This is a genomic window from Halalkalibacter krulwichiae (assembly GCF_002109385.1).
Lineage (GTDB): Bacteria > Bacillota > Bacilli > Bacillales > Bacillaceae_D > Halalkalibacter > Halalkalibacter krulwichiae.
This window is the reverse complement of record NZ_CP020814.1, coordinates 562711-586885: the sequence shown is the minus strand read 5'-3', so window position 1 is coordinate 586885 and position 24175 is coordinate 562711. Positions and strand designations below refer to the sequence as shown.

The 24175-nt window shown below is 37.0% G+C and carries 16 protein-coding genes, 2 pseudogenes and 1 riboswitch; all 18 genes and pseudogenes read right to left on the bottom strand.

The features are described 5' to 3' along the window. Positions 1 to 79: 79 nt before the first annotated feature. The 18 genes and pseudogenes from BkAM31D_RS03000 to BkAM31D_RS02915 all read right to left on the bottom strand — a co-directional run bounded on the left by BkAM31D_RS03000 (position 80) and on the right by BkAM31D_RS02915 (position 23888). On the bottom strand, positions 80 to 1972 hold the full coding sequence (locus tag BkAM31D_RS03000; protein WP_066157821.1) for an ABC-F family ATP-binding cassette domain-containing protein: 1893 nt from the start codon (positions 1970 to 1972) through the stop codon (positions 80 to 82). Between the two features lie 77 nt (positions 1973 to 2049). Beyond that, positions 2050 to 3105 carry a nitric oxide synthase oxygenase gene (locus BkAM31D_RS02995; RefSeq protein WP_066157824.1) on the bottom strand — a complete coding sequence of 352 codons (1056 nt, stop codon included), beginning with the start codon at positions 3103 to 3105 and terminating at the stop codon, positions 2050 to 2052. Between the two features lie 209 nt (positions 3106 to 3314). Then, entirely contained in the window at positions 3315 to 3794 is a 480-nt protein-coding gene (locus BkAM31D_RS02990; RefSeq protein WP_066157828.1) for a glutathione peroxidase, read from the bottom strand. Between the two features lie 73 nt (positions 3795 to 3867). Then, on the bottom strand, positions 3868 to 4578 hold the full coding sequence (gene treR, locus BkAM31D_RS02985; protein ID WP_066157831.1) for a trehalose operon repressor: 711 nt from the start codon (positions 4576 to 4578) through the stop codon (positions 3868 to 3870). A gap of 28 nt (positions 4579 to 4606) precedes the next feature. Continuing rightward, positions 4607 to 6279: pseudogene (gene treC / locus BkAM31D_RS02980) on the bottom strand (alpha,alpha-phosphotrehalase). Next, positions 6272 to 7966, bottom strand: coding sequence for a glycoside hydrolase family 13 protein (locus BkAM31D_RS02975; RefSeq protein WP_066157835.1), 1695 nt, complete (start codon positions 7964 to 7966; stop codon positions 6272 to 6274). The pseudogene treC and the gene BkAM31D_RS02975 overlap by 8 nt, the downstream one beginning before the upstream one ends. A 136-nt stretch (positions 7967 to 8102) precedes the next feature. Further along, positions 8103 to 9512, bottom strand: a complete 1410-nt coding sequence (gene treP, locus BkAM31D_RS02970; protein WP_066157838.1) for a PTS system trehalose-specific EIIBC component — start codon at positions 9510 to 9512, stop codon at positions 8103 to 8105. A 285-nt stretch (positions 9513 to 9797) separates the two neighbouring features. Continuing rightward, positions 9798 to 11114: a polysaccharide biosynthesis protein gene (locus tag BkAM31D_RS02965; protein WP_066157841.1), complete on the bottom strand. Its 1317-nt coding sequence runs from the start codon at positions 11112 to 11114 to the stop codon at positions 9798 to 9800. A 226-nt stretch (positions 11115 to 11340) separates the two neighbouring features. Beyond that, on the bottom strand, positions 11341 to 12630 hold the full coding sequence (locus tag BkAM31D_RS02960) for an ATP-binding protein (protein WP_066157844.1): 1290 nt from the start codon (positions 12628 to 12630) through the stop codon (positions 11341 to 11343). A gap of 210 nt (positions 12631 to 12840) precedes the next feature. After that, complete coding sequence (locus BkAM31D_RS02955) at positions 12841 to 13176, bottom strand: LysM peptidoglycan-binding domain-containing protein (RefSeq protein ID WP_066157846.1); 336 nt, start codon at positions 13174 to 13176, stop codon at positions 12841 to 12843. Between the two features lie 91 nt (positions 13177 to 13267). Next, entirely contained in the window at positions 13268 to 13798 is a 531-nt protein-coding gene (locus BkAM31D_RS02950) for a chromate transporter (RefSeq protein ID WP_066157848.1), read from the bottom strand. Between the two features lies 1 nt (position 13799). Further along, positions 13800 to 14375 carry a chromate transporter gene (locus BkAM31D_RS02945; RefSeq protein WP_066157852.1) on the bottom strand — a complete coding sequence of 192 codons (576 nt, stop codon included), beginning with the start codon at positions 14373 to 14375 and terminating at the stop codon, positions 13800 to 13802. Between the two features lie 190 nt (positions 14376 to 14565). Further along, positions 14566 to 16202 (bottom strand): annotated as a pseudogene (ggt, locus tag BkAM31D_RS02940) (gamma-glutamyltransferase). Positions 16203 to 16431: 229 nt separating this feature from the next. Further along, the gene (locus tag BkAM31D_RS02935) at positions 16432 to 18273 is read right to left on the bottom strand and encodes an ABC transporter ATP-binding protein (protein WP_157076878.1); all 1842 of its coding nucleotides are present in this window, start codon (positions 18271 to 18273) and stop codon (positions 16432 to 16434) included. Further along, a complete protein-coding gene (locus BkAM31D_RS02930) occupies positions 18266 to 19990 on the bottom strand; it encodes an ABC transporter ATP-binding protein (protein ID WP_371807178.1) in 1725 nt (574 codons plus the stop codon). Before BkAM31D_RS02930 ends, BkAM31D_RS02935 begins: the two co-directional genes overlap by 8 nt. Before the next feature lie 189 nt (positions 19991 to 20179). After that, positions 20180 to 21169, bottom strand: coding sequence for an ABC transporter permease (locus tag BkAM31D_RS02925; protein ID WP_066157863.1), 990 nt, complete (start codon positions 21167 to 21169; stop codon positions 20180 to 20182). A 2-nt stretch (positions 21170 to 21171) separates the two neighbouring features. Continuing rightward, a complete protein-coding gene (locus tag BkAM31D_RS02920) occupies positions 21172 to 22671 on the bottom strand; it encodes a sugar ABC transporter ATP-binding protein (RefSeq protein WP_066157866.1) in 1500 nt (499 codons plus the stop codon). Positions 22672 to 22766: 95 nt separating this feature from the next. Then, positions 22767 to 23888, bottom strand: a complete 1122-nt coding sequence (locus tag BkAM31D_RS02915) for a sugar ABC transporter substrate-binding protein (RefSeq protein ID WP_066157872.1) — start codon at positions 23886 to 23888, stop codon at positions 22767 to 22769. A 95-nt stretch (positions 23889 to 23983) separates the two neighbouring features. Next, positions 23984 to 24095, bottom strand: a riboswitch (SAM riboswitch). Between the last annotated feature and the right edge of the window lie 80 nt (positions 24096 to 24175).

Here is a 24175-nt window from a genome sequence, read left to right as displayed (position 1 = left end):
CCATAACCAATACTTGTCAAAAAAAAGAGAAGCGTACTCTTGATTTAGAGTTCCGCTTCCTTGTTATAACTATTTATATTTAAGAATTCTTTTCAATTTCTTCTACCAATACCGACAATTCTGTCCATCTATCCATCGCTTGTTCAAGTTCCATTTCCTTTTCAGCTTTTTCTTTCATAATATCAGCAATTTTGCCGTAATCGCTCCCTGCTTCTATTATCGCTTGTTCAAGCTTTTCAATGTTCTCCTCAAGTTTCATAATCTTATCTTCGATTTGGTCCCACTCAAGTTGATCTTTATAAGAGAGTTTTTTCCTTGGTTCCTTTTTAACCGTCTTCGTTTCAACTTTCTCTTTTAATAATTGATTCTCTTTTTGAGCTGCAATATGAGCCAAAAAATCCGAATAATGGCCTTGAAACCTTGAAACAACTCCATTACTTTCAAAAACAAGAAGATGGTCGACTACACGGTCTAAAAAGTACCGATCATGGGAGACGGTTATAACAACACCTGGAAATTGTTCTAAATAATCTTCTAGTACTGATAGAGTTTCCGTATCTAAATCATTTGTTGGCTCATCTAAAAATAATACATTCGGTTCTGACATTAGAATTTTGAGCAAATATAACCGGCGCCGTTCTCCGCCTGACAAGCGACGAATGTAAGTATATTGCATGGATCTTGGAAATAGAAAGCGCTCGAGCATCTGCTCGGCTGTTATGACTGTACCATCTACAGTGTAAACAATTTCAGCCACTTTTTTTATATAGTCAATCATACGAAGGTTCCCATCGATCTCTTCGTCCTCTTGAGTATAATAACCAATCTTAACCGTTTCTCCAATCGCAATTTCACCATGATCAGGCTCAACTCTTGCAGCTAACATATTTAGCAAAGTTGATTTCCCACTCCCGTTTGGTCCAACTATCCCTAAACGTTCTCCTCTTACAATCAAATAATTAAGAGAATCAATTAACTGTTTATCATTATACGATTTTGAGACACCTTTTAATTCAATGACTTGCTTTCCTAGACGTTGTGACCCAATCGAAAAATCAAATTCACCGCGTCCGCTAAATGTCTCTTCTTCCTTCAACGCTTCAACACGCTGAATCCGTGCCTTTTGTTTCGTTGTTCTAGCTTTTGCCCCGCGCTTCAGCCACGCAAGTTCTCTACGTAATATGTTAGCACGCTTTTGATCTTGCTCTGCTTCCTGCAGTTCTCTTTCCGCTTTTTTCTCAAGAAACATTTGATAGTTCCCTAGGTATTTAAACAAACGCCCACGATCAAGCTCATACATGTTGTTCGTTACTCTGTTAAGAAAATATCGATCATGTGTAATTAATAAAATCGATCCTTTATAAGTAGAAAGAAACCCTTCAAGCCATTCAATCGTATCATGATCAAGATGGTTCGTTGGTTCATCTAACAGCAATAAATCAGCTGGTTGAATTAATGCCTTGGCAATTGCTATCCGTTTCTTTTGACCACCCGAAAGCTCTTTAATTGTTGCTTGATAATTCTCAATGCCTAGCTTAGATAAGATGGTTTTCGCTAGTGTATTTGCTTCCCATGCGTCTAACTGATCCATAAGCTGTTGAGCCTTCATAAATTGTTTTTGATACTCCGCACTGTCAGGCTTTTTCTCAAAATCTAATAAATGTTGCTCATACTCACGCATTGCCTTCATAACAGCTGAATCGCCATAGTAAATTTGTTCAATGACCGTTAAACCCTCATCTAAATCAGGCTGTTGAGGCAAATACTCAATCCGAAAATCATTTGAGTGGATCAATTCTCCTTCATCTGAAGATTCGACACCTGCAAGAATTTTTAGCAAGGTCGATTTACCAGTTCCATTAATTCCAATTAGCCCAATTCTTTCTTTTTGCCCAATCGTAAATGATAAACGATCAAATAACATTTTATCGCCATAAGTCTTAGTTAACCCTTCAACTTGTAACATACTCATCTGTTTTCCGCCTTCATATATTGAACTTTCATTAATCATAACGCAAAATAATCACTATTGCATTACCAATAGATTCGCTAATACCTTCGTTTTTGATAAAAATAATTTGGAGTAACGACTTTATCTTGATACTCTTTATGAAAAATATGGGTTGCTGCTGGTGAAATCGGGGGAATAAGCCAAGACCATGTTCCCGTCACTTTTCTTCCTTGATCTTCTTCGCGCTTTTCAAATTGCTTAAATTGTTTTGCTGCCGTATGATGATCAACGATACTGACACCTGCTTGTTTAAATGAGTGTAGCACAGCAACATTTAACTCAACTAAAGCCCTATCTTTCCATAAGGTAGAATCTCTAGTTTGTTCGAGTCCAAGAACACTTGCTACGTCAGGCAGAACATTGTACCGCTTTTCGTCAGCAAAATTTCTAGCACCAATCTCGGTCCCCATATACCAACCGTTAAAAGGAGCTGCACAATAATGAATTCCTCCTATTTCAAGTTTCATATCTGAAACAAACGGAACCCCATACCATTTTAATTGAAGATTAACAAAGTCAGTAATCGTAGGATGTGAAATCCGAACCTCAAGCAAACATGTTTGAGGTATCTCAAACCATTTAGGTTGTTGATTTCCAACTTGGATAACAAGAGGCAGAACATCAAAATTCGTTTTCAATCCTTTCCATCCAAGCGACTCACATACTTTTGTAAAAGCAATAGAATCAGGGTCACCAATGACGCCTTTATTAGTTTCATAGCCAGCATATCGAATTAATTGGTGATTCCATATCCGAATATGGTCTGGTCTAAAAATGCTTATAGTCGGTATCACCTTTCCATTATTTGTTGCATATTGCAAATGATGAAAGAGAGCTTCCGCCACCTCGTCTTCTGTTGTAATTGCACGCTGATCAAGAACATGAAGCGACTCCCAAAATAACCGTCCAATACAGCGATTGCTATTTCGCCAAGCTACTCTCGCTCCGTAGGCGAGTTCATCATATGTAAGTGTATAAGTACCTGATTCATTAATTTCATTAGAAATCTCCAATAATCGATTTTTCAGTAAAGCTTCATCCATTTCTACCTCTTTATAATAAAGCTCAATAAACTCTTTCGCCTTTAAATACATCTCTAGCACCTCATATCTGTTCATACCTATAGTGTAAGCGAGATGAATCATTTTACACCTACTCAAACTTATAAAGCACCATAAAAGACCAATGCCCTAGCTTCATCATACTCTTTTTTGTGTCGTTAGAAATGTATTCTAAACACTATTCAAAAATTATATAAAAAAGCTGCGTGAAAGGAGATCATTTCCTCTAACGCAGCCTTTTATTAGCTGTCTAATAATTTTTTTATATCGGCTTCTATTTTTTCTGGAGCAACATTCGGTCCATAACGTTCAACAACGCTCCCGTCACGGTCAATTAAAAATTTTGTGAAGTTCCATTTTATCTCAGAACTCAGAACGCCTTTTTTGGCCTTCTTCATATATTTATAAAGAGGATCAGCGTTTTTCCCATTTACATCAATCTTAGCAAACAAAGGAAAGGTCACACCAAAGTTAAGTTGACAAGTTTCAACCATTTGTTCATTACTAACTGGTTCCTGGTTCATAAATTGATTACTAGGAAACCCCAACACCGCTAGGCCTTTTTCTGCATATGCTTGATGCAACTTTTCAAGTCCTTTGAATTGAGGAGCCAACCCACATTTAGTTGCGGTATTTACGATTAAGAGAACTTTACCTTTATACGTACTAAGATCCACTTCTTCCCCACTTGCCTTTAATACGGAAAAATCATGTACACTCATTCAAATCGCCTCCTATGATCCATATTGTACATGGACCAATAAAAAGAAACGAGAAATATGCTTCTGTCTAGCATTACCTTCTTGCAAAATCAACAAAGCGAAATTTATCTGGTCTATGTCTAGACTCAGTATATTGAAACAAAGTCGTATCATCTAAATACACATGACTTTTGACAACAACAATTGAATCGTAACCTTCTAAATCAAGAAGATCTCTATCTTCTTCTGTTGGTATCTCGACCGTAATTTCTTTTTTAGCAAAGCTAATCGCTAAACCTAATACATTTTCAATATAAGCATAAATGGAACGTTCACAAATTTCAGTTGTTAGCCCTGGAACAACTGATGATAACAAGAAATCTTTATCTAAGATAATTCGTTCCTTCTCAATTTCACGAACTCGCTTCACTTCCCATGCTTCATGAGGATCTTTTAATTGGAATTGTTCTTGCAACTCGCTTGTCATCGTTTTTTGTTCAAGCGTAACTACCACAGTTTTCGATTTTTTCCCCATTTTTTCTGCTAGCTCTCGAAAGCTAACAAGGCCTGATATTGGGAAATTAATTTTTGAAACATCGAGAACAACCGAACCTTTCCCTTGCATTTTTTGAATAAATCCATGTTCAGATAGTTGTTTCAATGCCTTTCTAATCGTTTCCCTAGATGTTTCATATTTGTCTGCCAATTCGTTTTCAGAGGGAAGTAGCTCATTTGTTTTAATAGAGCCATCTTGAATTTTTTTCGCTAAATCTTCATATATAACCTGGAATTTACTTCTTGCCATAATATCACCTTATTTTAGTGTATCATGTTTAACTATAGTAAACGAGTGACTCATACGGACGAAGCGTTAATTCCTTTGCAAGCTGCTGTCCATCTTGATAATTTGATAGCAACAATTGACTTTTAGCAACCCGTTCCAACCACTCATCCGGAATAGTGAAAATTGCCTCTTCCCCGTAAAAATTATTAATTACAAATAGTTTTTCATTTTCTCTTGTTCGCTCATAAGCAAATACTGTTGTATCATTTGCTGCTACTAAACGGTATTTCCCAGTAGTTATCAGATCATATTGCTTTCTCAACGCAATTAGCTTTTTATAGTGATAAAATACAGAATTCGGGTTTTCGATTGCTTGTTCTGCGTTAATTTCCTTATAATTTCTCGCAACAGGAATCCATGGAGTACCCGTTGTAAACCCTGCATTCTTATCTGCGGACCATTGGACTGGCGTTCTAGAATTATCACGTGATTTCCGCTTGATGATTTCCATAATTTCATCTTCAGCTAATCCTTTTTCCTTCATGATCTGATAATAATTTATCGTTTCAACATCGCGATAATCATCGATCGATTCAAATGCTGGATCTGTCATACCAAACTCTTCTCCTTGATAAATATAAGGAGTGCCTTGCATGAGATGAATTGTTGTCGCAAGCATCTTAGCAGATTCTGCATGGAATTCTTGGTCATTTCCGTATCTAGTCACGACCCTCGGTTGATCATGGTTGCACCAGAATAATGCGTTCCAGCCGCCACCTTTATGCATTTCCACTTGCCACTTTGTTAAAATTTCCTTTAAGGCTAGGAAATCAAAATCAGCTAATGCCCACTTTTCTCCATTGGGATAATCGACTTTCAAATGGTGGAAATTAAATGTCATACTTAGTTCATTTCGAGCTGGATTAGAATATTTAATACAGTGTTCGATTGACGTAGAAGACATTTCCCCAACAGTCATGCTATCGTATTTCGCCAACACTTCACGATTCATCTCCTGGAGAAATTCGTGAACCCGCGGTCCATCTGTATAATACTTTCTTCCATCTCCCGGCGGCACACTGCCGTCATCATTCGGAAACGACTGATCTTTAGAGATGAGGTTAATTACATCTAAACGGAAACCATCAATTCCCTTTTCAAACCAAAAGTGCATCATATCGTACACATGCTTACGCAATTCTTCATTTTCCCAATTAAGATCCGCTTGAGTAACATCAAATAAATGAAGGTAATATTGACCTGTTTTCTCATCAAGCTTCCAAGCATTCCCTCCGAATTTCGACACCCAATTGGTCGGTTCTGTCCCTTCAATTGGGTCTTTCCAAATATAGAAATCACGATAAGGATTATCTTTTGATTGCTTAGATTCCTTGAACCATTTATGTTCTGTTGATGTATGGTTGACAACGAGATCCATAATAAGTTTCATTCCTCGTTGATGAGTTTCTTCGAGTAACCGATCGAAATCATTCATAGTACCATACTCTTCATGAATGGAATAATAATCGGAAATATCATAACCATTATCTTTCTGCGGAGAGGCATAAACAGGAGTGAGCCAAAGTACATCAACTCCAAGCCCTTTAAATAATCTAGCTTTTCAATTATTCCCTGTAAATCGCCTACGCCATTCCCAGTTGTATCGTTAAAGCTTTTAGGATAAATCTGATAAACGACTGACTTTCTCCACCACTCATTCATTCGTGACACCTTCCTTTTTATAATAAACCCTTGCTGCATAGGGGCTAAGGACAAGTTCATTTTCCAACCCTATTTCGTTCTCTTCATCATTTCCTACTAACAATGTTGCCTCAGATAGTTGAACACCTTCCGGTAGACTCACTGAAGTTTTCTTTCCGTAAAAATTACATAGGACAATAAGTTGCTCATCTTCTAACGTTCTTGTGTATGCAAAAACATTCGGATCGTCTTCTAAAATCAATTCATACGTTCCATTAACGATCACGTCATAGCTTTTTCGAAGTTCAATTAACTTTCGATAATAATGATAAATTGAATGAGGATCTGCTATCGCTTTTTGCACATTTATTTCTTTATAATTAGGATTTACATCAATCCATGGAACACCATTGGTAAAACCTGCTTGCTCTTGATCACTCCACTGCATTGGCGTCCTTGCATTATCTCGGCTTTTGGCATGTAAACTTTTAAAGATATCTTCTTCAGACTTTCCATCAGCTCTTAATTCTTTATATATATTTAGTGTTTCAATATCACGGTATTGGTTAATCGACGTAAAAGGAACATTTGTCATCCCGATCTCTTCTCCTTGATACACATACGGCGTACCTTTCATCATGTGAAGAAGAGTTGCAAGCATCTTAGCCGATTTAATTCGGCATACTCCATCATCTCCAAATCGTGAAACCGATCTAGGCTGATCATGATTGTTAAAATAAAGACTATTCCATCCCTTTTCTTCTAACGCATACTGCCACTTAGACAGACTACGCTTTAAATCCCGTAACTTTAATGGTGAAAGTTCCCATTTGCCATTCGGACCTTGATCTAAGCCCATATGTTCAAATTGGAATACCATATTAAGTTCCGTTCGACTTGGATCTGTATATAATTGAGCTTGCTCCGGCTGAACTCCAGGCATTTCTCCAACTGTCATTACATCAAATCCTGCTAACGCCTCTTTATTCATTTCTTGAAGAAATTCATGGATTTTTGGACCATTTCGGTAATATTTACTGCCTGAAGCATACGTTTGACCAGGTTTAAGTTCATCGTCTGGCAAATCGTCTACCTTACTAATGAAATTGATGACATCCATACGAAACCCATCAATCCCTTTGTTTAACCACCAACGCATCATTTGATAAATATCATGACGCAGATTTCGATTTTCCCAATTTAGATCAGGTTGTTTTTCTGAAAAAAGATGCAAATAGTATTGATCTGTTTGTTCATCTAACTTCCATGCTGAGCCACCGAAGTTAGATCTCCAATTATTCGGTTCTTTAAGACCTTTACCGTCTCTCCATATGTAATAATCACGGTAATGGTTATCTTTTGATTGCTTAGACTGTGTAAACCAAACGTGCTCATCCGAACTATGATTAACAACTAAATCCATTATTAACTTCATGCCCATATCATGAACTTCTTTAAGTAACTGATCCCAATCATCCATTGTCCCAAATTCATCCATAATCTGCTGATAATCTCTAATATCATATCCATTATCATCGTTCGGTGAATCATATACTGGTGACAGCCAAATGACATCAATCCCTAACTGTTTCAAATAGTTTAGCTTTGACTTGACTCCTTGCAAATCACCAATCCCGTCGTTATTACTATCCATAAAACTTCTTGGATAAATTTGATAAACAACGCTGTTTTTCCACCAAGGTTCCATATCATTCACCACCCATTTTAACTTGTATATACAAGTTTACTTTTTTTCTGTTTAAAACACAAGGGTGCAACCAGCATTGCAGTTCCCCTTCATTAATTTGGTCACTGTAGTAGCTAATTACACCCTTATCAGATTTTTATAAAGTTTTACGTGTTCTAGCAAATAAATAAGTTAATACAAATGGAACAGTTACCGCTATAATCATCCCAATAAAGAACGCAAACCATCCACTTGCCTCAATGGAGAAAATACCTGGTAGTCCACCTACTCCAATAGAAGGTGCGATGACCGAATTTACTGTGATCCAAATCGCTGCTATTGCAGACCCGATAATTGCACATATAAATGGGAAACGATAACGTAAATTCACTCCAAACATTGCTGGTTCTGTAATTCCAAGATAAGCAGAAATAGACGACGTTAGAGATAGACCCTTTACTTTTTCATCTTTTAAAATGAAGTACATCGCAAGTGCAGCTGAACCTTGTGCAATATTCGAAAGAGCAACTATCGGCCATAAGAATGTTCCACCAATGCTTCCGATTAACTGTAAATCAACAGCTAAAAACGTATGGTGCATCCCCGTAATAACTAATGGTGCATAGATGGCTCCATATAATAATCCACCTAATGCGGCGAAGTTACTAAAAATCCCTACAAATAGATTTGTAATCCCATTACCAATTGCAAAAGTGATTGGACCAATTGCTACAAAAGCAATGAACCCTGTAACTAACAGTGCAACCGGCGCAACGACTAGTAGTTGGAACCCATCGGGTACACGCTTTCTAAGAGCAAGCTCTATTTTAGCTAATACGAAAGAAGCAACTAAAATCGGTAAAACTTGACCTTGATAACCAACCATGGCAACATCTAAGCCGAATAAGTTCCAATATGGAATCTCACCTGCTTCTTGAGCAGCTCCGTATCCCCAAGCATTTAATAAATCTGGATGTACGAGCATGAGACCTAACACAATACCTAAAAGTTCACTTCCACCAAAACGTTTAACAGCAGACCATCCAATTAGACCAGGTAAAAATACGAAAGCTGTATTAGCAATTAAATTAATAATGTTTGCAATATCAGCCCACTGAGGAAACATTTCGACTACAGCTTGTTCACCGAAAATACCTTGAGCTGTAAGGATATTATTAATACCCATTAATAAACCGGCAGTTACGATTGCAGGTAAAATAGGAATAAAAATATCAGCTAGCATCTTCACTGCACGTTGTAACGGGTTTAAGTTTTTATCAGCCGCTCGCTTCGTCTCCTCTTTAGAAGACTCGGAAATCCCAGACAAATCAACAAGTTCTTTATAAACCTTGTCCACCGTACCTTGTCCGATAACTACTTGGAATTGACCATTTGTTGAGAATGACCCACGAACAACATCAATTTTTTCTAAAGCTTCCTTATCGACTTTTCCTTCATCTACTAAAGCAAAGCGTAAGCGCGTAACACAATGTGTTGCAGAAGCAATATTCTCATTGCCGCCTATAGCAGCAAGAACTTCTTTTGCGGCTTGTTTTAAATCACTCATTTGTAACTCCCCTCTCTGCGAGCGTTTTCATCAAACTGAAAATATATTAGCGAAACCCTCTTGTATATACAAGTTAATTACGTTTACATTCTAACTTGTATATACAAATTAGTCAACTATATAATTTTCTTTACTATCTTCTCCTTTTGCAAACTCATTATCCACAAAAGGGGCGTCTCAAAAGGTCAGGTTTTAACCTTTTGAGACGCCCTTAATTCAGACTTTGAGAAAGCCTTCATTTTAACTTAGATATTTTTCTTAATCACAACCAATCATAAAACAGTCTTATTTAATCTCTTGCAATAATAAATTCACCTTGATTTTTTTACATATCGTTACGTAATGAAGGAACGTTAATAAGACAGCACTCATGTTCATCCCTAAAATGATTCCATCCATTTGAAGCGACGGCATTGAACCAAGGATAAACATCATTGCAAATGAAAAAATGGTTGAGTATAGCGCATGAACAAAAGCATCTTTCACTAAGCCTAAGCCAATTAAATACGCTTGCATTGGAATGACAAAAAAGTGAAACAAGAAGTATGGAACTAGTAACTGCAAATAACGTACAGCTGGCGAATCATCAAAAAAGAGTGCCGTAAGTGGATCTGCATAAAAATAAAAGATACATACAGCCGGTAAACCGTACCCCGCTGTTAACAGCATAACCTTTCTTAATAAAGATTGTAGTCGTTCGAGATCCCCTTTTGCATACGCTTCAGAAACTGTAGGGATTAATACAATTAATAACGAATGTGCAATGAAAGCGGGAAAAAAACCAATTGTAAAAGCAACCCCAGCCATTTTTCCGTACTGGACCATTGCTACAGTATCAATCATCCCTGCACGTACAAGCGTTTCTTTAATAAAAAATGGTTTTACCGCAAAAGTGGCAGCATGGAAAATTCTCAGTCCAGTCGTTGGAATCGATACTTGCAATAAACTTTTTCGGACTTTTTTGCCTTCCAAGTTTGCCCTAGGTCTATTTTTCAATTCACGCATTTGGATCACAAAAGCAACAAATAAGAACCCAAGCACTAAAAACTCACTAGCTATAAGAGTGCATAAAGCAATTAATAAAGCTAACTCCGCTTCAAATGAACTAAACATAAAAATAAGCATCAAAAGTAGCAATTGACCAGCTCTTCTTAAAAAATTAGCAAAAGCAATTTTCCCCATCTTTTGTGCACCCATAAAGTAGCCTCTTGCCACTGATGAAAAGGCGATAATAGGAATTAACAAAATAAATAGCCATGGCACAAGTGGATGATAGCGATCAAAAACGGGAATGTTTGGTAGTAACCAGATTGCCAATAAGGAAAAAACAATCGTACAAATAGACGCAAAGCGCAAAGCATGTATTAGCATACTTCGATGAAAGATCGGCTCTTTTTCTGCTACAAATTTTGATATCGATATTGGAAGTTCCAAACTCGCTATTACAACGATAAACAAAATAGTAGGTAAAATTGACATGTAAAGACCGAGGCCTTCTTCACCTAACTCTTTTGCCAAGACCATATTTATCAAAAATTCAATACATTCACCGACAAAGGCAGCAAGGATTAATAATAATGCACTTCTAAAAAAAATATTCATCGTTTCTCTCCCTTATATCCTGTCCATAAACTATATGAGACAAGGTATTCAATTATGGTTTAAATGGAGAAAAACTTTCTTTTTGTATACAAACCTAAAAAAGGCCTTTCGAATAGACCATTATTGACCATTCAGAAAGCCTTATTAAATCTACAACCTCAGTTGTAATCTTTTCACCGTATCTGAACCTTTTTCTCTAAGTACATGGTTGAATATGTAGGGAACGTTAACTTACGTGAAGCCCATTTATTTTTTTTGCATTTTTATCGGCAAGTGGCAACAAAATGGATACTTCTGTACCTATATTTTCCTTGCTGTCAAACGTCAAAGTTCCTCCCATCTCTTCAATGATCCGCAATGAAACCATTGTACCAAGCCCAGTCCCTTTTTCCTTAGTCGAGTAAAAGAGTGTTCCTACATTTGCTAACTGATCCGTCGACATTCCTTTACCTGTGTCTCTAATACATAAATTCATCACCTTATCTTCTTGCTTTAGGTGAACCGTCACTTTTCCATTTTTGGAAGTTGCCTCTACTGCATTTTTTATTAAGTTAATTAGCACTTGCTTAAACTGATTACGGTCAGCATAGACATAGGCATGATCTGCTTGTTCAATTGATAAATTAACATTTTCCTTTAATGAATACGGTGTTAGAAGAGTGACAATCTCATGAGCCACTTTATTAACTTCTAACAATTGTAATGATGTAAATTGGGGCTTAGCAAAATTCAAATATTCATCAATGATTTCTTCCGCCCTTTGCATTTCTGACAAGGCAATAGTAAAGTATTCCTTCTTTTTTCCCTTCTCATCCTTTTCCATTAATTGCAAAAAGCCCTTAACAACCGTCAATGGATTTCGTACTTCATGTGCAATTGAAGCTGCTAACTCACTTATAGCATTCATCTTAACAGCCCTTCTCATTTCCTCTTGTAACCTAATTCTTTCCATCCACTGTTCAAGTAAGAGTGTCGAGAAACCTGTTGCGATTACAATCGTACTAATAAATACAATCGCATGTGTTATATAATGCACAAACTGACCCTCAAGGCTTCCTACCATATTGGCATACAGCCCCACAATAGAAATGACAATAATGGAAGGCCATAAAGCTAAGTTAATAGAAAATAATACACGATCCCATTTTTGAACCTTCAATTTAAATTGGTAAAAGAAAATATGAAAAATCACTGCCTTTATAACTGTCACGGAAGTACCAATCATTAAATGCTCTATATCAATAAACATTCTTGACGTCACGATTATCCCACATAACGTCCAGCCAGCCTTTGGTCCAACATATAAAAACGCCAATAACAATACGACATTACGCAGATCCCAATACAATCCTCTTTCTTCAAAAGCAAATACAATACAAAATACCGCAGCTACCCCTAATAGAAGAGTGAATACTTCTTTCAGTCGTTTTTCACTTTTAATGTTTATTAGAAAACTTATAACAAGAATCGGCATTAAAATAATTAATACTTGTAATAGAAGTTTCTCAGCAATCATATTTTAAAGGCTCCCCGCACTTTTTGCTCATGTTAGTTTAAAGTAACAATTCGACAATTCTCTTCAATCCCCTGCAAACTTTGAAAATATATGTAAAAAAACAGAAAAACTAAGCCATTCTTGCAAAAGAAAATTCGAAGAAAGGAGCTAAATACATGAAATGAGCCATCATAAGCCCTTCTAGACTTAATGATGGCTTGATAAATATGCTCATTTAGTAATTGGGTTATTACTAGAATGTAGTTCACTTAACCTTGTCGGAATAAGAATACAGTCTCCAACACTTAACTTTATTGGATTCACACTTTGATTAACTAAGATTAAGCGATCAAGCGGCATCTGAAAGCTCCTAGAAATCCCCCACAGTGTGTCACCTTCTTTTAACTGATAATGATCTAGTTTATAACAAGGAATTTCAACAATCATTCCTGTTTGGAGCTTAGTAGGAGTTACGGAGTTATTAGCATCAAACACTAATTGCAAAGGCAATGAAAAAATCTGACTATAATACCATAGACTATCACCCGTTCGAGCGTAAATTTTCATATCCTCTCCCTCCTATCTACACACTATATGTATACTAAAGACATAAGATGTACTATTTTTAGTTTTAGAAAGGAAGTCGCTTCTTAATCCTCTAACTTAAAAATACTGCCCCATATCCAAGCCCTCCAATTATGACAAATGCCGGGTGGACCTTCCACTTTTCTAATAATAAAAACGATACGACAATGAGAAAAGCGGTATGCCAAACCCCAGCTCCTAAATAAGAACTTTCTAAAAATCGGTACGTAAGTGCACCAAGTAAAATAGCGATTGTTGGACGAACAAGAGCGGTCATACGCTTTACTTTTGGAGATTCTTTAAACTTATATAATAAACCTAGTAATGCAATCATTAGAATAAGAGAAGGCGCAACAGTTGCAAAAACACCGACAATGGCTCCGAAAATGCCTGCCACTTCATACCCGATATACCCGGCCATTTTCGTGGCAATCGGCCCAGGGAGAGCATTCCCTAGCGCAAGAACTTCACTAAACTGCTCAACAGACATCCACTTATAACGAGCCACAACTTCATATTCAATTAGTGGGATTGAAGCAGGCCCACCCCCATACCCAAGGATGCCTGGTATAAAAAAGGCTAAAAATAGTTCCCAATAAATCATTTCAATTCGCACCTACTTTCTTTTTGGCCTCTTCTTGTTTTGTCTTGCTAGGCTTTAAAAGTGCATAAACAAGCAGTATAGCAATAATGATTCCAGGATGTACATGAATTATCTCAATGAATATAAAGCTTAAAGATAAAATGATTAAACTTATCTTCCAACCAAGACCTTTATTTGACTTTTTAAAGAAATCCCAAGTTAACACAGCCATCATGACAACAACGACAGGTATAACCCCTTTTGTCATCCCCTCAACCCAAGGCTGATCTTTAAAAGAAGCAAGCATTGTTAACAAAACAATCATCATTAAGATTGATGGTACAATCGAGGACAACACTGCATTAATCATTCCAGGTACACCTGCAACACGATACCCAATATATCCTGCCATCTTCGTATTAATCGGTCCAGGAAGGGTATTCCCTAACGCTAATACATCACTAAATTCATCATCGTTCATCCATTTAAAGGTTGTAACTACTTCCTTGTGTACAAGCGGGATCGCTGATGGACCCCCTCCAAAACCCAAAATTCCAGATCTAAAAAAGGCAATAAACAGCTCGATATGAGTTTTCAATTGTAAACCTCCTATCTCATATAATGTTCATTATGAAAAAATTATATCATTTATGATTACTAAAATGTTATTTTTTTGAATAATTTTATTCAGTTAGATAAAAATAACGACTCAAAAGGTTTAAGCCCTTTTGAGCCATTTGAAGAGAATCCTATTATGATAACCTTCTTTCTCTCTCAGCATGCACCTCTTAATAACCAATAGCTGCTCCATCGCCCCTTGGGTCTGCACCAGCTAATTTCACATTTTCCTCATTCACTAGAATTGCACCAGCATGCCCCATTACATCCGTCCATTCATCTACAACTTCAATATCATGCCCCGTTTTCTTAATGAATTGATTATCTGTCTCGGAACTCTCCCTTCCACTTTTAAATGATTGGAGCTCGCTCCCCAAGTTCTTCCATATAACCACCTTGGAGCTTCAATTGCTGCTTGAACATCAAAACCATAATCAATTATTCTTGTTATGAGAGCTGCTTGCGTTTGCGGTTGACCTTCACCACCCATTGTTCCGTATACGAGTTTTAAATTGCTGTCATCTAACAACATCGCAGGATTTAAGGTATGAAAAGTTCGTTTATTCGGCTTTAAACAGTTTACATGGTTGTCCTCTAAAGAGAAGAAGCTCCCTCTATTTTGCATAAGTATTCCTGTATTTTTTGGAATGATGCCCGAACCAAAGTCGTGATATATACTTTGAATAAAGGAAACTGCATTTCCCTGTTGATCAACAATACCAAACCAAACTGTATCACCTTTAGGATCTAGCTGCTTGCTCATCACTCTTGAAAGATCTTGGTGTATTTGATTAGCTAGGTTCATCCCGTGTGATTTTGATAATAAATCATCTAATGGAATCCGTTGAAAATCAGGGTCCGTCAACCATTTATCTCGATCAGAAAAAGCCAGTTTGGTCGCTTCCACAAGTAAATGATAATAATCAGGAGAACCTTCTTTCATTACGGATAAATCAAAATTATTAAGGATGTTCAAAATGGATAACGAGGCCATCCCTTGCGTGTTAGGAGGCAAATTATAGGCTTTATAACCTCTATAATCAACACTTATTGGATCAACCCAATCAGATTTATGATTTCTAAAATCATTAACCGTTAATATTCCACCATTTGCTTGAAGATCCGTTACGATTTGTTGCCCAATAACCCCTTCATAAAATACTTTACTTCCTTCTTCAGCTATTGCTTCTAATGTTTGTGCTAAATCGTTTTGTTTCATTAATTCTCCCGCTTTGTAGGTAGAATCATCTTTCATAAATGTCGATCTAAATCCTTCAAATCGTTGAAGATGCCTGAACTCATTATCTGCTTCATCAAGGTTTACATTTGTCCAGTATTGTTGACTAGTCGTAACTGCAAAGCCGTTTTTCGCGTAATCGATTGATGATTGTAGCAAATCACCCCATGAAAAGGACCCTTTTAAGTACTCTTTCGAATATTGATAAGCTTTGTCCCAACCAGCTATTGCACCAGGAACCGTATTTGCTGATAAATATCCACGTGTAGGTATTTGTTCGAAACCTTGTTCTCTATAAAAAGAAATGGTTGCCTGTTCTCCAGAACGTCCACTGCTGTTCAAAGCTTTCATTTCTTTCTTTTGTGCATCATAAATCAACCAAAAATTATCTCCACCAATGCTATTCATATGTGGATAAACAACTGCGATTGTAGAGGCCGCACAAATGGCTGCCTCAATCGCATTTCCCCCATTTTGCAAAACATGCGCCCCCGCTTGAGAAGCTAAATAATGTGGAGTTGTTACCATTCCATTTGGCCCCATTGTCGTCGGACGAAACGTCTTAATCATTGCGCCTTCACCACCGTTTATTATAGAAATGGTTTTTCAAAAAAGAAATCAAGTAAAGGGCACCCTACACAAGCCAAATCACCCTTTAAACCCACCCTATGTATTCTATAAACGACTACCTAATGCCTGTTCATTCTTTAGAATAGTGCGTTACATTTTCTTACACTGCATTTGAAAAGGAGTGGATCAAAAGTCAAACCTTTGATTCACTCCTTTTTTTTACATACCTTTATCTTACACTCACTTCATTACTCTTCACTTGTTCAATCATTTCATGATAGAACCCCTTTTCTTTTAGTAGCTGTTGATGAGATCCTTTTTCAATCAACTTCCCTTGATCCAAAACTATGATTTGGTCGGAATTCTTAATCGTATTCATACGGTGAGCAATAATAAAACTAGTTCTACCTTGCATTAATCGCTCTAACGCTTCTTGAATCTTTATCTCTGTAATTGTATCAATATTGCTAGTTGCTTCATCTAATATAAGAATCGATGGATTAGCAAGCATTACACGAGCAATAGAGATCAACTGCTTTTGACCTTGACTAATACCTGTATGGTCTTGTTCCAAAACGGTATCAAATTGCTCTGGTAACTTACTAATAAATGAATAAGCATTGGCTTCTTTCGCCGCCAACACTACTTCCTCATCCGACGCCTCAAGCCTGCCATAACGAATGTTTTCTCTAATGGTACCCTGAAACAAGAATGAATCTTGTAAGACGATTCCTGTATGTTGCCTTAAACTACTTCTTTTAATGCTAGATAGATTTTGATTGTCTAGTAAGATTTCTCCACTATCGGCATCATAAAATCTAGAAAGTAAATTAATAATGGTTGTCTTCCCTGCACCAGTTGGCCCTACTAAAGCAACCGTTTCCCCAGGGTTCACTTCAAAACTAATATCCTTAACGGTTTGCTGACCATCTGTATAAGAAAACGTAACATGTTTAAATGAAACCGCACCTTTTACTTCTCCAAGCTGCTTAGCTCCTTCTTCGTCTTTTTCTTCTTGCTCATCTAATATATGAAACACTCTTTCCGCCCCTGCCACAGCTGATAATAATGTGTTAAATTGGTTGGCAAGATCGTTTAACGGCCTTGTGAATTGCCTTGAATACTCTGTAAAAATAACGATTACGCCAACCGTAATATATCCATTAAAAGCTAATATTCCACCAACAGCAGCAATAAAAGCGAAACTCAAATTATTTAAAACATTCATTAATTTAGGGATGAAACCAGAGTACGTTTGAGCCCAGAAACTAGCTCCCTTTAGACGTTCGCTTTTGTTGTGAAATTCATTAATCACTTTTTCTTCTTGAGAAAAGGCTTTAACAATACGTTGACCAGATATTGTCTCTTCAATAAATCCATTGACTTCTCCTAAGTGCCTTTGTTGCTCTTTAAAGAAAACACTAGTACGGCGAGTAATCCACTTCATTCCTAAAACCATAAGTGGAACAACAAGAAGCGTGATGATCGTTAATAAAGGGCTTAGATAAAACATCACAATAATGATTCCAATGAATGTTAGGAGGCTAGATAGAATCTGTATGACTGACGTATTCAACGTCGTGCTGACATTATCTATATCATTAGTCAAACGACTCATCAATTCTCCATGCTGTTTTTTATCTAAGTACGAAAGTGGTAACTGTTGCATTTTTTGGAACAACTGTCTCCTTAACTCTGACACTGTCTTTTGAGCTACACCGATCATCCAGAAACTTTGAAGCCAAATCGATAGCGAATATAGCAAATAAATGATAAAGAGCGATAAAAGCACGTGGAAAAGACCTGACACATTATATGTTGCTATAAAATCATCAATCGCCATTCCGATCAAAAATGGGCCTAACAAACTTAAAAAAGAGCTAATAATTACCATTGTAACGACCAACCATAAAAACGTTTGATGCACAGCTAAGTAACTCCAGATTCGTTTGATCGTATCTGTCCAATTTTTAGGCCGTTCCTTCCCTTTCATATGTTGATTCTGAGAGACATCGCCTTGAAATACCGAAATCCGTTTATAACGAAAAGGCTTATTCAATTGATCAAACACGAAGAACTTCCTCCTTTCTCGCTTGAGATTCATACATTCTTCGGTATAATTCAGATTGCTTTAATAACGTTTCATGGTTTCCTTCAGCAACTATTTTCCCTTCTTCTAATACGAGGATTTTATCTGCTTGTAACGCCGTACTAATCTTTTGAGTAATAATCAAAGTTGTACACTCGTATTGTTTTAAAGCGTGAAGGAATTTTGCTTCTGTCTTTACATCAAGTGCACTCGTGCTGTCATCTAGCAATAATAGCTTAGGTTTTCGAATGAGTGCCCGAGCGATCGATAGCCTCTGTTTTTGTCCCCCTGATAAATTTACACCTTTTTGCCCGATTTTCGTTTCATATTGATCAGGTAACCTTTCAATTACTTCGTCGATTTGTGCATCCCGACAAGCCTCTTTTAGTTCATTGAACGAGGAATTTGGTTTCCCCCAAAGTAAGTTCTCTTTAATTGTGCCAGAGAATAAAAATACATCCTGTGGAACAAACCCAATGCTTGTTCTTAATTCTCTTTCACTAAACTCAGTAATTGGACGACCATCGATTAGGATTCTCCCCTCTCCTACCTCATATAACCTTGGGATTAGGTGGAAAAGTGTTGATTTCCCAGAGCCTGTTGCCCCTAAAATGGCCAACATCTCTCCTCCTCTAACAGAAAAACTCACATTATTGATTGTTTGACGGTACGTGTTTTGATATTGAAATGACACGTTCTCAAACTTTAAAGACCCCTCCGTTATACATTGAGAAGCAACGCTATCTGCTTCGTCTTGATGTGAAGGATGATCCAAAACTTCAGAGATCCGTTCAGCCGAAGCACGTGCCCTAGAGAATACAATAATAATCATTGAGAACACTGTTAATGCTGATGTAATTCGTGTTGCATAGTTTATAATTGCCACTACTTCACCTACTTGAGCTCCACCTGCATTGACCGAAAAGCTTCCAAACCAAAGAATTGCCATTATTGCTAAATTCATAAGCAACAAAAGAACCGGCATGGCAATTTCCATTAACCTTAGAGCCTTAATTGTTCGGCTCATTAGTTGTTCATTGCTATCTTTAAATCGTTTCTTTTCAAATTTATCACGAACAAATACTCTTACTAATCTCATTGCTACTAAATTCTCGCGCATGACATGATTAACAGCGTCGAGCTTTTTTTGAACTTGCTTAAATAACTTTCCACCTTTTTTCATCATCCAAATTAGAAAGAATATAAGTATAGGAATTGTCACTACTAATATTAGAGCCAGTCTAACGTTAACAAATAACGCCATAACCATTCCCCCAATAATAATCAGTGGGGCTTTAAGCATTATTCGTAAGCTCATAAAAATGGTGTTCTGAATTTGTGTGACATCATTTGTTAATCTCGTAATCAATGTAGCAGTTGGAAACCGTTGAAGCTGAGCATATGTAAAAAGCTGAACTTTCTTATAAAGACTTGAACGTATATCATATCCGGTACTTTGACTTACATGAGCAGCATAAAACGAATTTACTATGCCGGTAATAAAGGCAAGTAATGACATCGCAATCATCACGCCACCCCAAAACATAATAACCTCGACATTTTCTTGCATAATACCCTCATCAATAATTTTTGCAAGCAAAAGCGGGTGAATAAGTTCCACCACCAACTCCATAAGCATCAAAATAATTGCTACAACAATTGGGAACTTATATGGTTTTAAGAATGAAAAAAGTTTCATCAGACATCCCCCAAATACGTAACTTTTTATTCGTTTGACGAAATATTAACTTAAAAATATCATAGCTCATTTTTTCAATTTTAACTAATCTATTTTTATGTATTTTCTTAGTTATTCTATGACACATTCATTCCTTATATAGAAGAAAAGAAAGCCGAAGCTTCTTAAAATAGAAGTACCGACTTTCTACTATGATTTCAATTTATAATAAGTTAGAGCTAATGCGAAAGCGAGCACCGTACCTTTCACAATATCCATCGCGTAATACGGTACAGACATCATCACGAGCCCATTTGACAAAATTCCAATCAAGACAGCACCGATAAACGTCCCAAACGCATTAGGTTTACCTGCACCTAATACTGAAAAACCGATAAACGCCGCAGCAACAGCATCCATTAGGTAAGGTGTACCCGCACCGATTTCGGCTGTCATTACACGAGATGCAAGGACAATTCCCCCAACTGCTGCAAAAAATGCAGAGAGCAAATAGGCTATTACTTTATATTTATTTACAGGGATTCCAGACAGTCTTGCCGCTTCTTGATTTCCTCCAATTACATACATGTAACGACCATGCTTTGTGTAAGTTAGAAAGATATGAACAGCCACGACGACAACGAGCATAATGATAATAATCCATGGCACTTGACCAATTTTAGCAAACGCTGGACTTATCGTCCCTGTTGCAAACGTTCCATCAGGCATAACCATATTTTGCGAAACAGTCGCACCTCTTGTATAAGTCAGAGCAATTCCTTGAACGATAAACATTGTAGCAAGTGTTAACAACATATCTGGAATTTTGACTTTAACGATCATTAATGCATTAAAAGCACCGACTAACAATGCAGCAATAATTGCAGAAAAAATGGCAATGGTTGTATTTTGAGAAAACCACACAAACATTGAAATGACAATTGCATTTGAAAGCGAGGCTACAGATCCAACTGAAAGGTCAAAACCATTAACAGATAGTGAAATCGTAATACCAATTGCAATAATCGTTACAATCGAAATGGAACGTAAAATATTTATTATGTTATTACTTTGAATAAATGCAGGGTTCGAATAAGCAAAAACAACAATTAAAATAAGAATCGTTAGCAATGTTCCGTATTTATATAAAAAGTTAAAAAGATCAAATGAATAATGTTTTTTTGTTTTACCAGCTGTCATTTTTACTTCCCTCCTGTTGAATAATGCAAAAGCTCTTCCTCATTTGTATTTTTCGTTTCTAGTTCTTTTACAATCTTGCCATCATATAGCACGCAAACCCGATTCGTTATCCCAACCACTTCTGCTAGCTCAGCAGAAGCATAGATGACGGCTTTTCCCTTTTTGGCGAGGCCTACGATTAACTCAAATATATCCTTTTTAGCCCCAACATCTACCCCTTTCGTCGGCTCATCAAATAAATAAACTTCCGCATCAGCAATCAACCATTTTCCAATGGCAATTTTTTGTTGGTTTCCTCCGGATAAATGCTCTACTTTCGTTTCTTCCGATGGGGTTTTAATGCCCAACCGTTGAATCATCTCAATTGATTTTTCTTTTTCCTTTCGCCTATTCAGAAAATGAAATCGATTCGTAAATTCCTTTAAACTAGAGGCACTTAAATTCGTCGCTACCGTCTCCTCAACTAGTACTCCTTCTTTTCGTCTTTCCTCTGGAACTAAGGCGATTCCATTTTTCACGGCATCGAAAGGACTCTTAAGCTTGACCTTCTTCCCTCTTATTTCGATTGTTCCAGTCGTTTTCGTGTAGCCAAAGAGCGCTTTACATAACTCTGTCTTTCCAGCCCCTACTAAACCAGCTAGTCCAAGAACCTCTCCTGCTTTTATATCAAACGTTAGCCCTGTTATCTTTTCTCGATCTGATAGATTATTGACACGAAAGATCGTTTCTCCCAGCTGAAACTCATGAGCAGGAAACTGTTCGTCTAATTTCTCACCTAACATATTCTCAATGACTTGGTTCGTACTAGTAAGGGATGTCTGTTCCTTTACAACAAATTGACCATTTCTCATCACCGTAATCTCATCACAGATCTCAAAGATTTCCGGTAGACGATGTGAAATAAAAATGATACCAACATCTTGTCTTTTTAAATTTTCGACGATTCTAAAAAGCTCTCTCGTTTCTGTATGACTTAATGGAGCAGTAGGTTCATCTAAAATAAGAAATTTACATTTTGTCGAAACAGCACGGGCAATTAGTACCATTTGCTTTTCTGCAAGTGTTAACTCACTTACTAATTTCTTTGATGACACATTGATGTTCATACTTTCTAGTATACTTGTGGCCCGTCTATGTACTTCTCTCCAATTCATAAATTGTTTTTTTCCCATATCATTAATGGTTTGGTTTAATATGATATTCTCAGCAACGGATAAATACGGAATCAAAGCGGTATCTACTTCTTGATAGACAATTTGAATACCATAGTTTTGTGCATCCTTTGGAGATCGAATAAATGCCCGTTCTCCATTAATTAATATCTCACCAGTGTAATGATGATAGGCACCTGAAAGAACTTTCATCAAGGTTGATTTTCCAGCTCCATTTGCCCCTAATAAAGCATGAGTGACACCGGAAATCGTTCGGAAGTCTACTTGATCTAATGCTTTCACTCCAGGAAACTCAATTGTTATATTTTTCATTTCTAGTTGTGTCGCCATTCATGATTACTCCCTCTCATATTAAAAAAGATAACTCCAAAGACCTGTTAAAGACTTTCTAACAGAATCGAAGATAGGAGTTATCTTTTTATCTATTATTTAGAGTAGTGCTCCTTCAACACTTTCATCCAGTCTTCCTCAAATACTGTAGATTGTCCCCAACCTTCAACTGTATTAGCGAGGTTTACCATATTAACAGCTTCATCCGCCTGCAATAGTTGATCTTGTGAAATGAGTGATGCCTCTAGATCATAAGTATCCGGAGTTTCTTCACCCGCTAATTTCTTCGCAACAAGTCTCATATTTACTGCACCTATTAACTTCGGATCAACTGCAGCTGTATATTTCCATGGGTTATCTTCCTCTTGAATCTCTTGAAGATCAGCATTTGACACATCAATTCCATAAATTTTAATTTCATCTCTGCCCGCCTCTTTTATTGCACGAGCCGCTCCAATTGCAAATGCATCCCAAGTTGCAAAAATAGCATCAATTTCTCCTTCAGGATACTTTGTTAACATTGCTGATACAGCGTTTTGAGTTTGAACAGAAGTATCTGCTGTTGCCACTCCGAATCGTTCTAACTCTTGAATCCCTGGCTGACTAGCTAACACTTCTTGATACACATTGTTTCTTCTAACCATTGGCGGGAAACCATCAACCCATAGATAAACTATATTCGCTTCTCCTTTATGATCTTCTACTAATTGATCTAAAGCCAGTTGAGCCAATGCCTCATCATCTTGTGAAGTCAACGTAACACCTTCAATGTCAGCTAGCTCTCCTACTGAATCAAAAGTGACAACACTCTTTCCTTTTTCCACCAACGCTTGTACACTATCAACCGTAGCTGCATCATCACCATGTGAAATAATAAACCCGTCAAAGTCTTCTTCTAAAGCTTGAGCGATTGCATCATGAAATCGAGCTGAATCACCATTTGCGGTAAAGACATCGACATTAAACCCTAAACTCTCTCCTTCTTCCTTTGCCCCTGCTAAAAATTGAGCCGTGTGATCGTCACCGCCGATCTTACGAATAACTTTAATATTTGCCCCTTCGCCATTAGCAAATCTCTCAGGTACATTTTCAAATGACACTTCTTCTGATCCTTGCTCCTTTTCATCAGAAGCATTGCTTTCTGCTGAGCAACCTGTTAATAGCAATCCTAAACCTAATACCGGTACTAATGTTCTTCTCAATAACCCCTTTTTCATCGATTCTCGCCCTCTCTAATTTTTATTAATCTGATAAAATATAAAAAAACCTCTCTTACAATAAGAGAGGTTTACATTCATAGACAAAATATCCTCTCTTATCTTTCAAAACAACAAAATGTTTTGCAGGAATTAGCACCAATTCTAATTAAATAGAACGGTTGCTGGGCGTCATCGGGCCAGTCCCTCTGCCACTCTTGATAAGAGTATTTATTAAATTATCAGTCAAATCAATATATTCACTTTAATCGTTTGTATTCATTATGTCAATAACCTTTTTGATATTC

Bases quoted from the DNA above. Each gene is read 5' to 3' on its own strand.
- BkAM31D_RS02930 (WP_371807178.1), bottom strand. From the start codon at position 19,990: ATGAAACTTTTTTCATTCTTAAAACCATATAAGTTCCCAATTGTTGTA.
- treP (WP_066157838.1), bottom strand. From the start codon at position 9,512: ATGAGTGATTTAAAACAAGCCGCAAAAGAAGTTCTTGCTGCTATAGGC.
- BkAM31D_RS02955 (WP_066157846.1), bottom strand. From the start codon at position 13,176: ATGAAAATTTACGCTCGAACGGGTGATAGTCTATGGTATTATAGTCAG.
- BkAM31D_RS02965 (WP_066157841.1), bottom strand. From the start codon at position 11,114: ATGAATATTTTTTTTAGAAGTGCATTATTATTAATCCTTGCTGCCTTT.
- BkAM31D_RS02995 (WP_066157824.1), bottom strand. From the start codon at position 3,105: ATGTATTTAAAGGCGAAAGAGTTTATTGAGCTTTATTATAAAGAGGTA.
- BkAM31D_RS02975 (WP_066157835.1), bottom strand. From the start codon at position 7,966: ATGGAACCTTGGTGGAAAAACAGCGTTGTTTATCAAATTTATCCAAGA.
- treR (WP_066157831.1), bottom strand. From the start codon at position 4,578: ATGGCAAGAAGTAAATTCCAGGTTATATATGAAGATTTAGCGAAAAAA.
- BkAM31D_RS02925 (WP_066157863.1), bottom strand. From the start codon at position 21,169: ATGACAGCTGGTAAAACAAAAAAACATTATTCATTTGATCTTTTTAAC.
- BkAM31D_RS02960 (WP_066157844.1), bottom strand. From the start codon at position 12,630: ATGATTGCTGAGAAACTTCTATTACAAGTATTAATTATTTTAATGCCG.
- BkAM31D_RS02920 (WP_066157866.1), bottom strand. From the start codon at position 22,671: ATGGCGACACAACTAGAAATGAAAAATATAACAATTGAGTTTCCTGGA.
- BkAM31D_RS03000 (WP_066157821.1), bottom strand. From the start codon at position 1,972: ATGAGTATGTTACAAGTTGAAGGGTTAACTAAGACTTATGGCGATAAA.
- BkAM31D_RS02950 (WP_066157848.1), bottom strand. From the start codon at position 13,798: ATGATTTATTGGGAACTATTTTTAGCCTTTTTTATACCAGGCATCCTT.
- BkAM31D_RS02990 (WP_066157828.1), bottom strand. From the start codon at position 3,794: ATGAGTGTACATGATTTTTCCGTATTAAAGGCAAGTGGGGAAGAAGTG.
- BkAM31D_RS02915 (WP_066157872.1), bottom strand. From the start codon at position 23,888: ATGAAAAAGGGGTTATTGAGAAGAACATTAGTACCGGTATTAGGTTTA.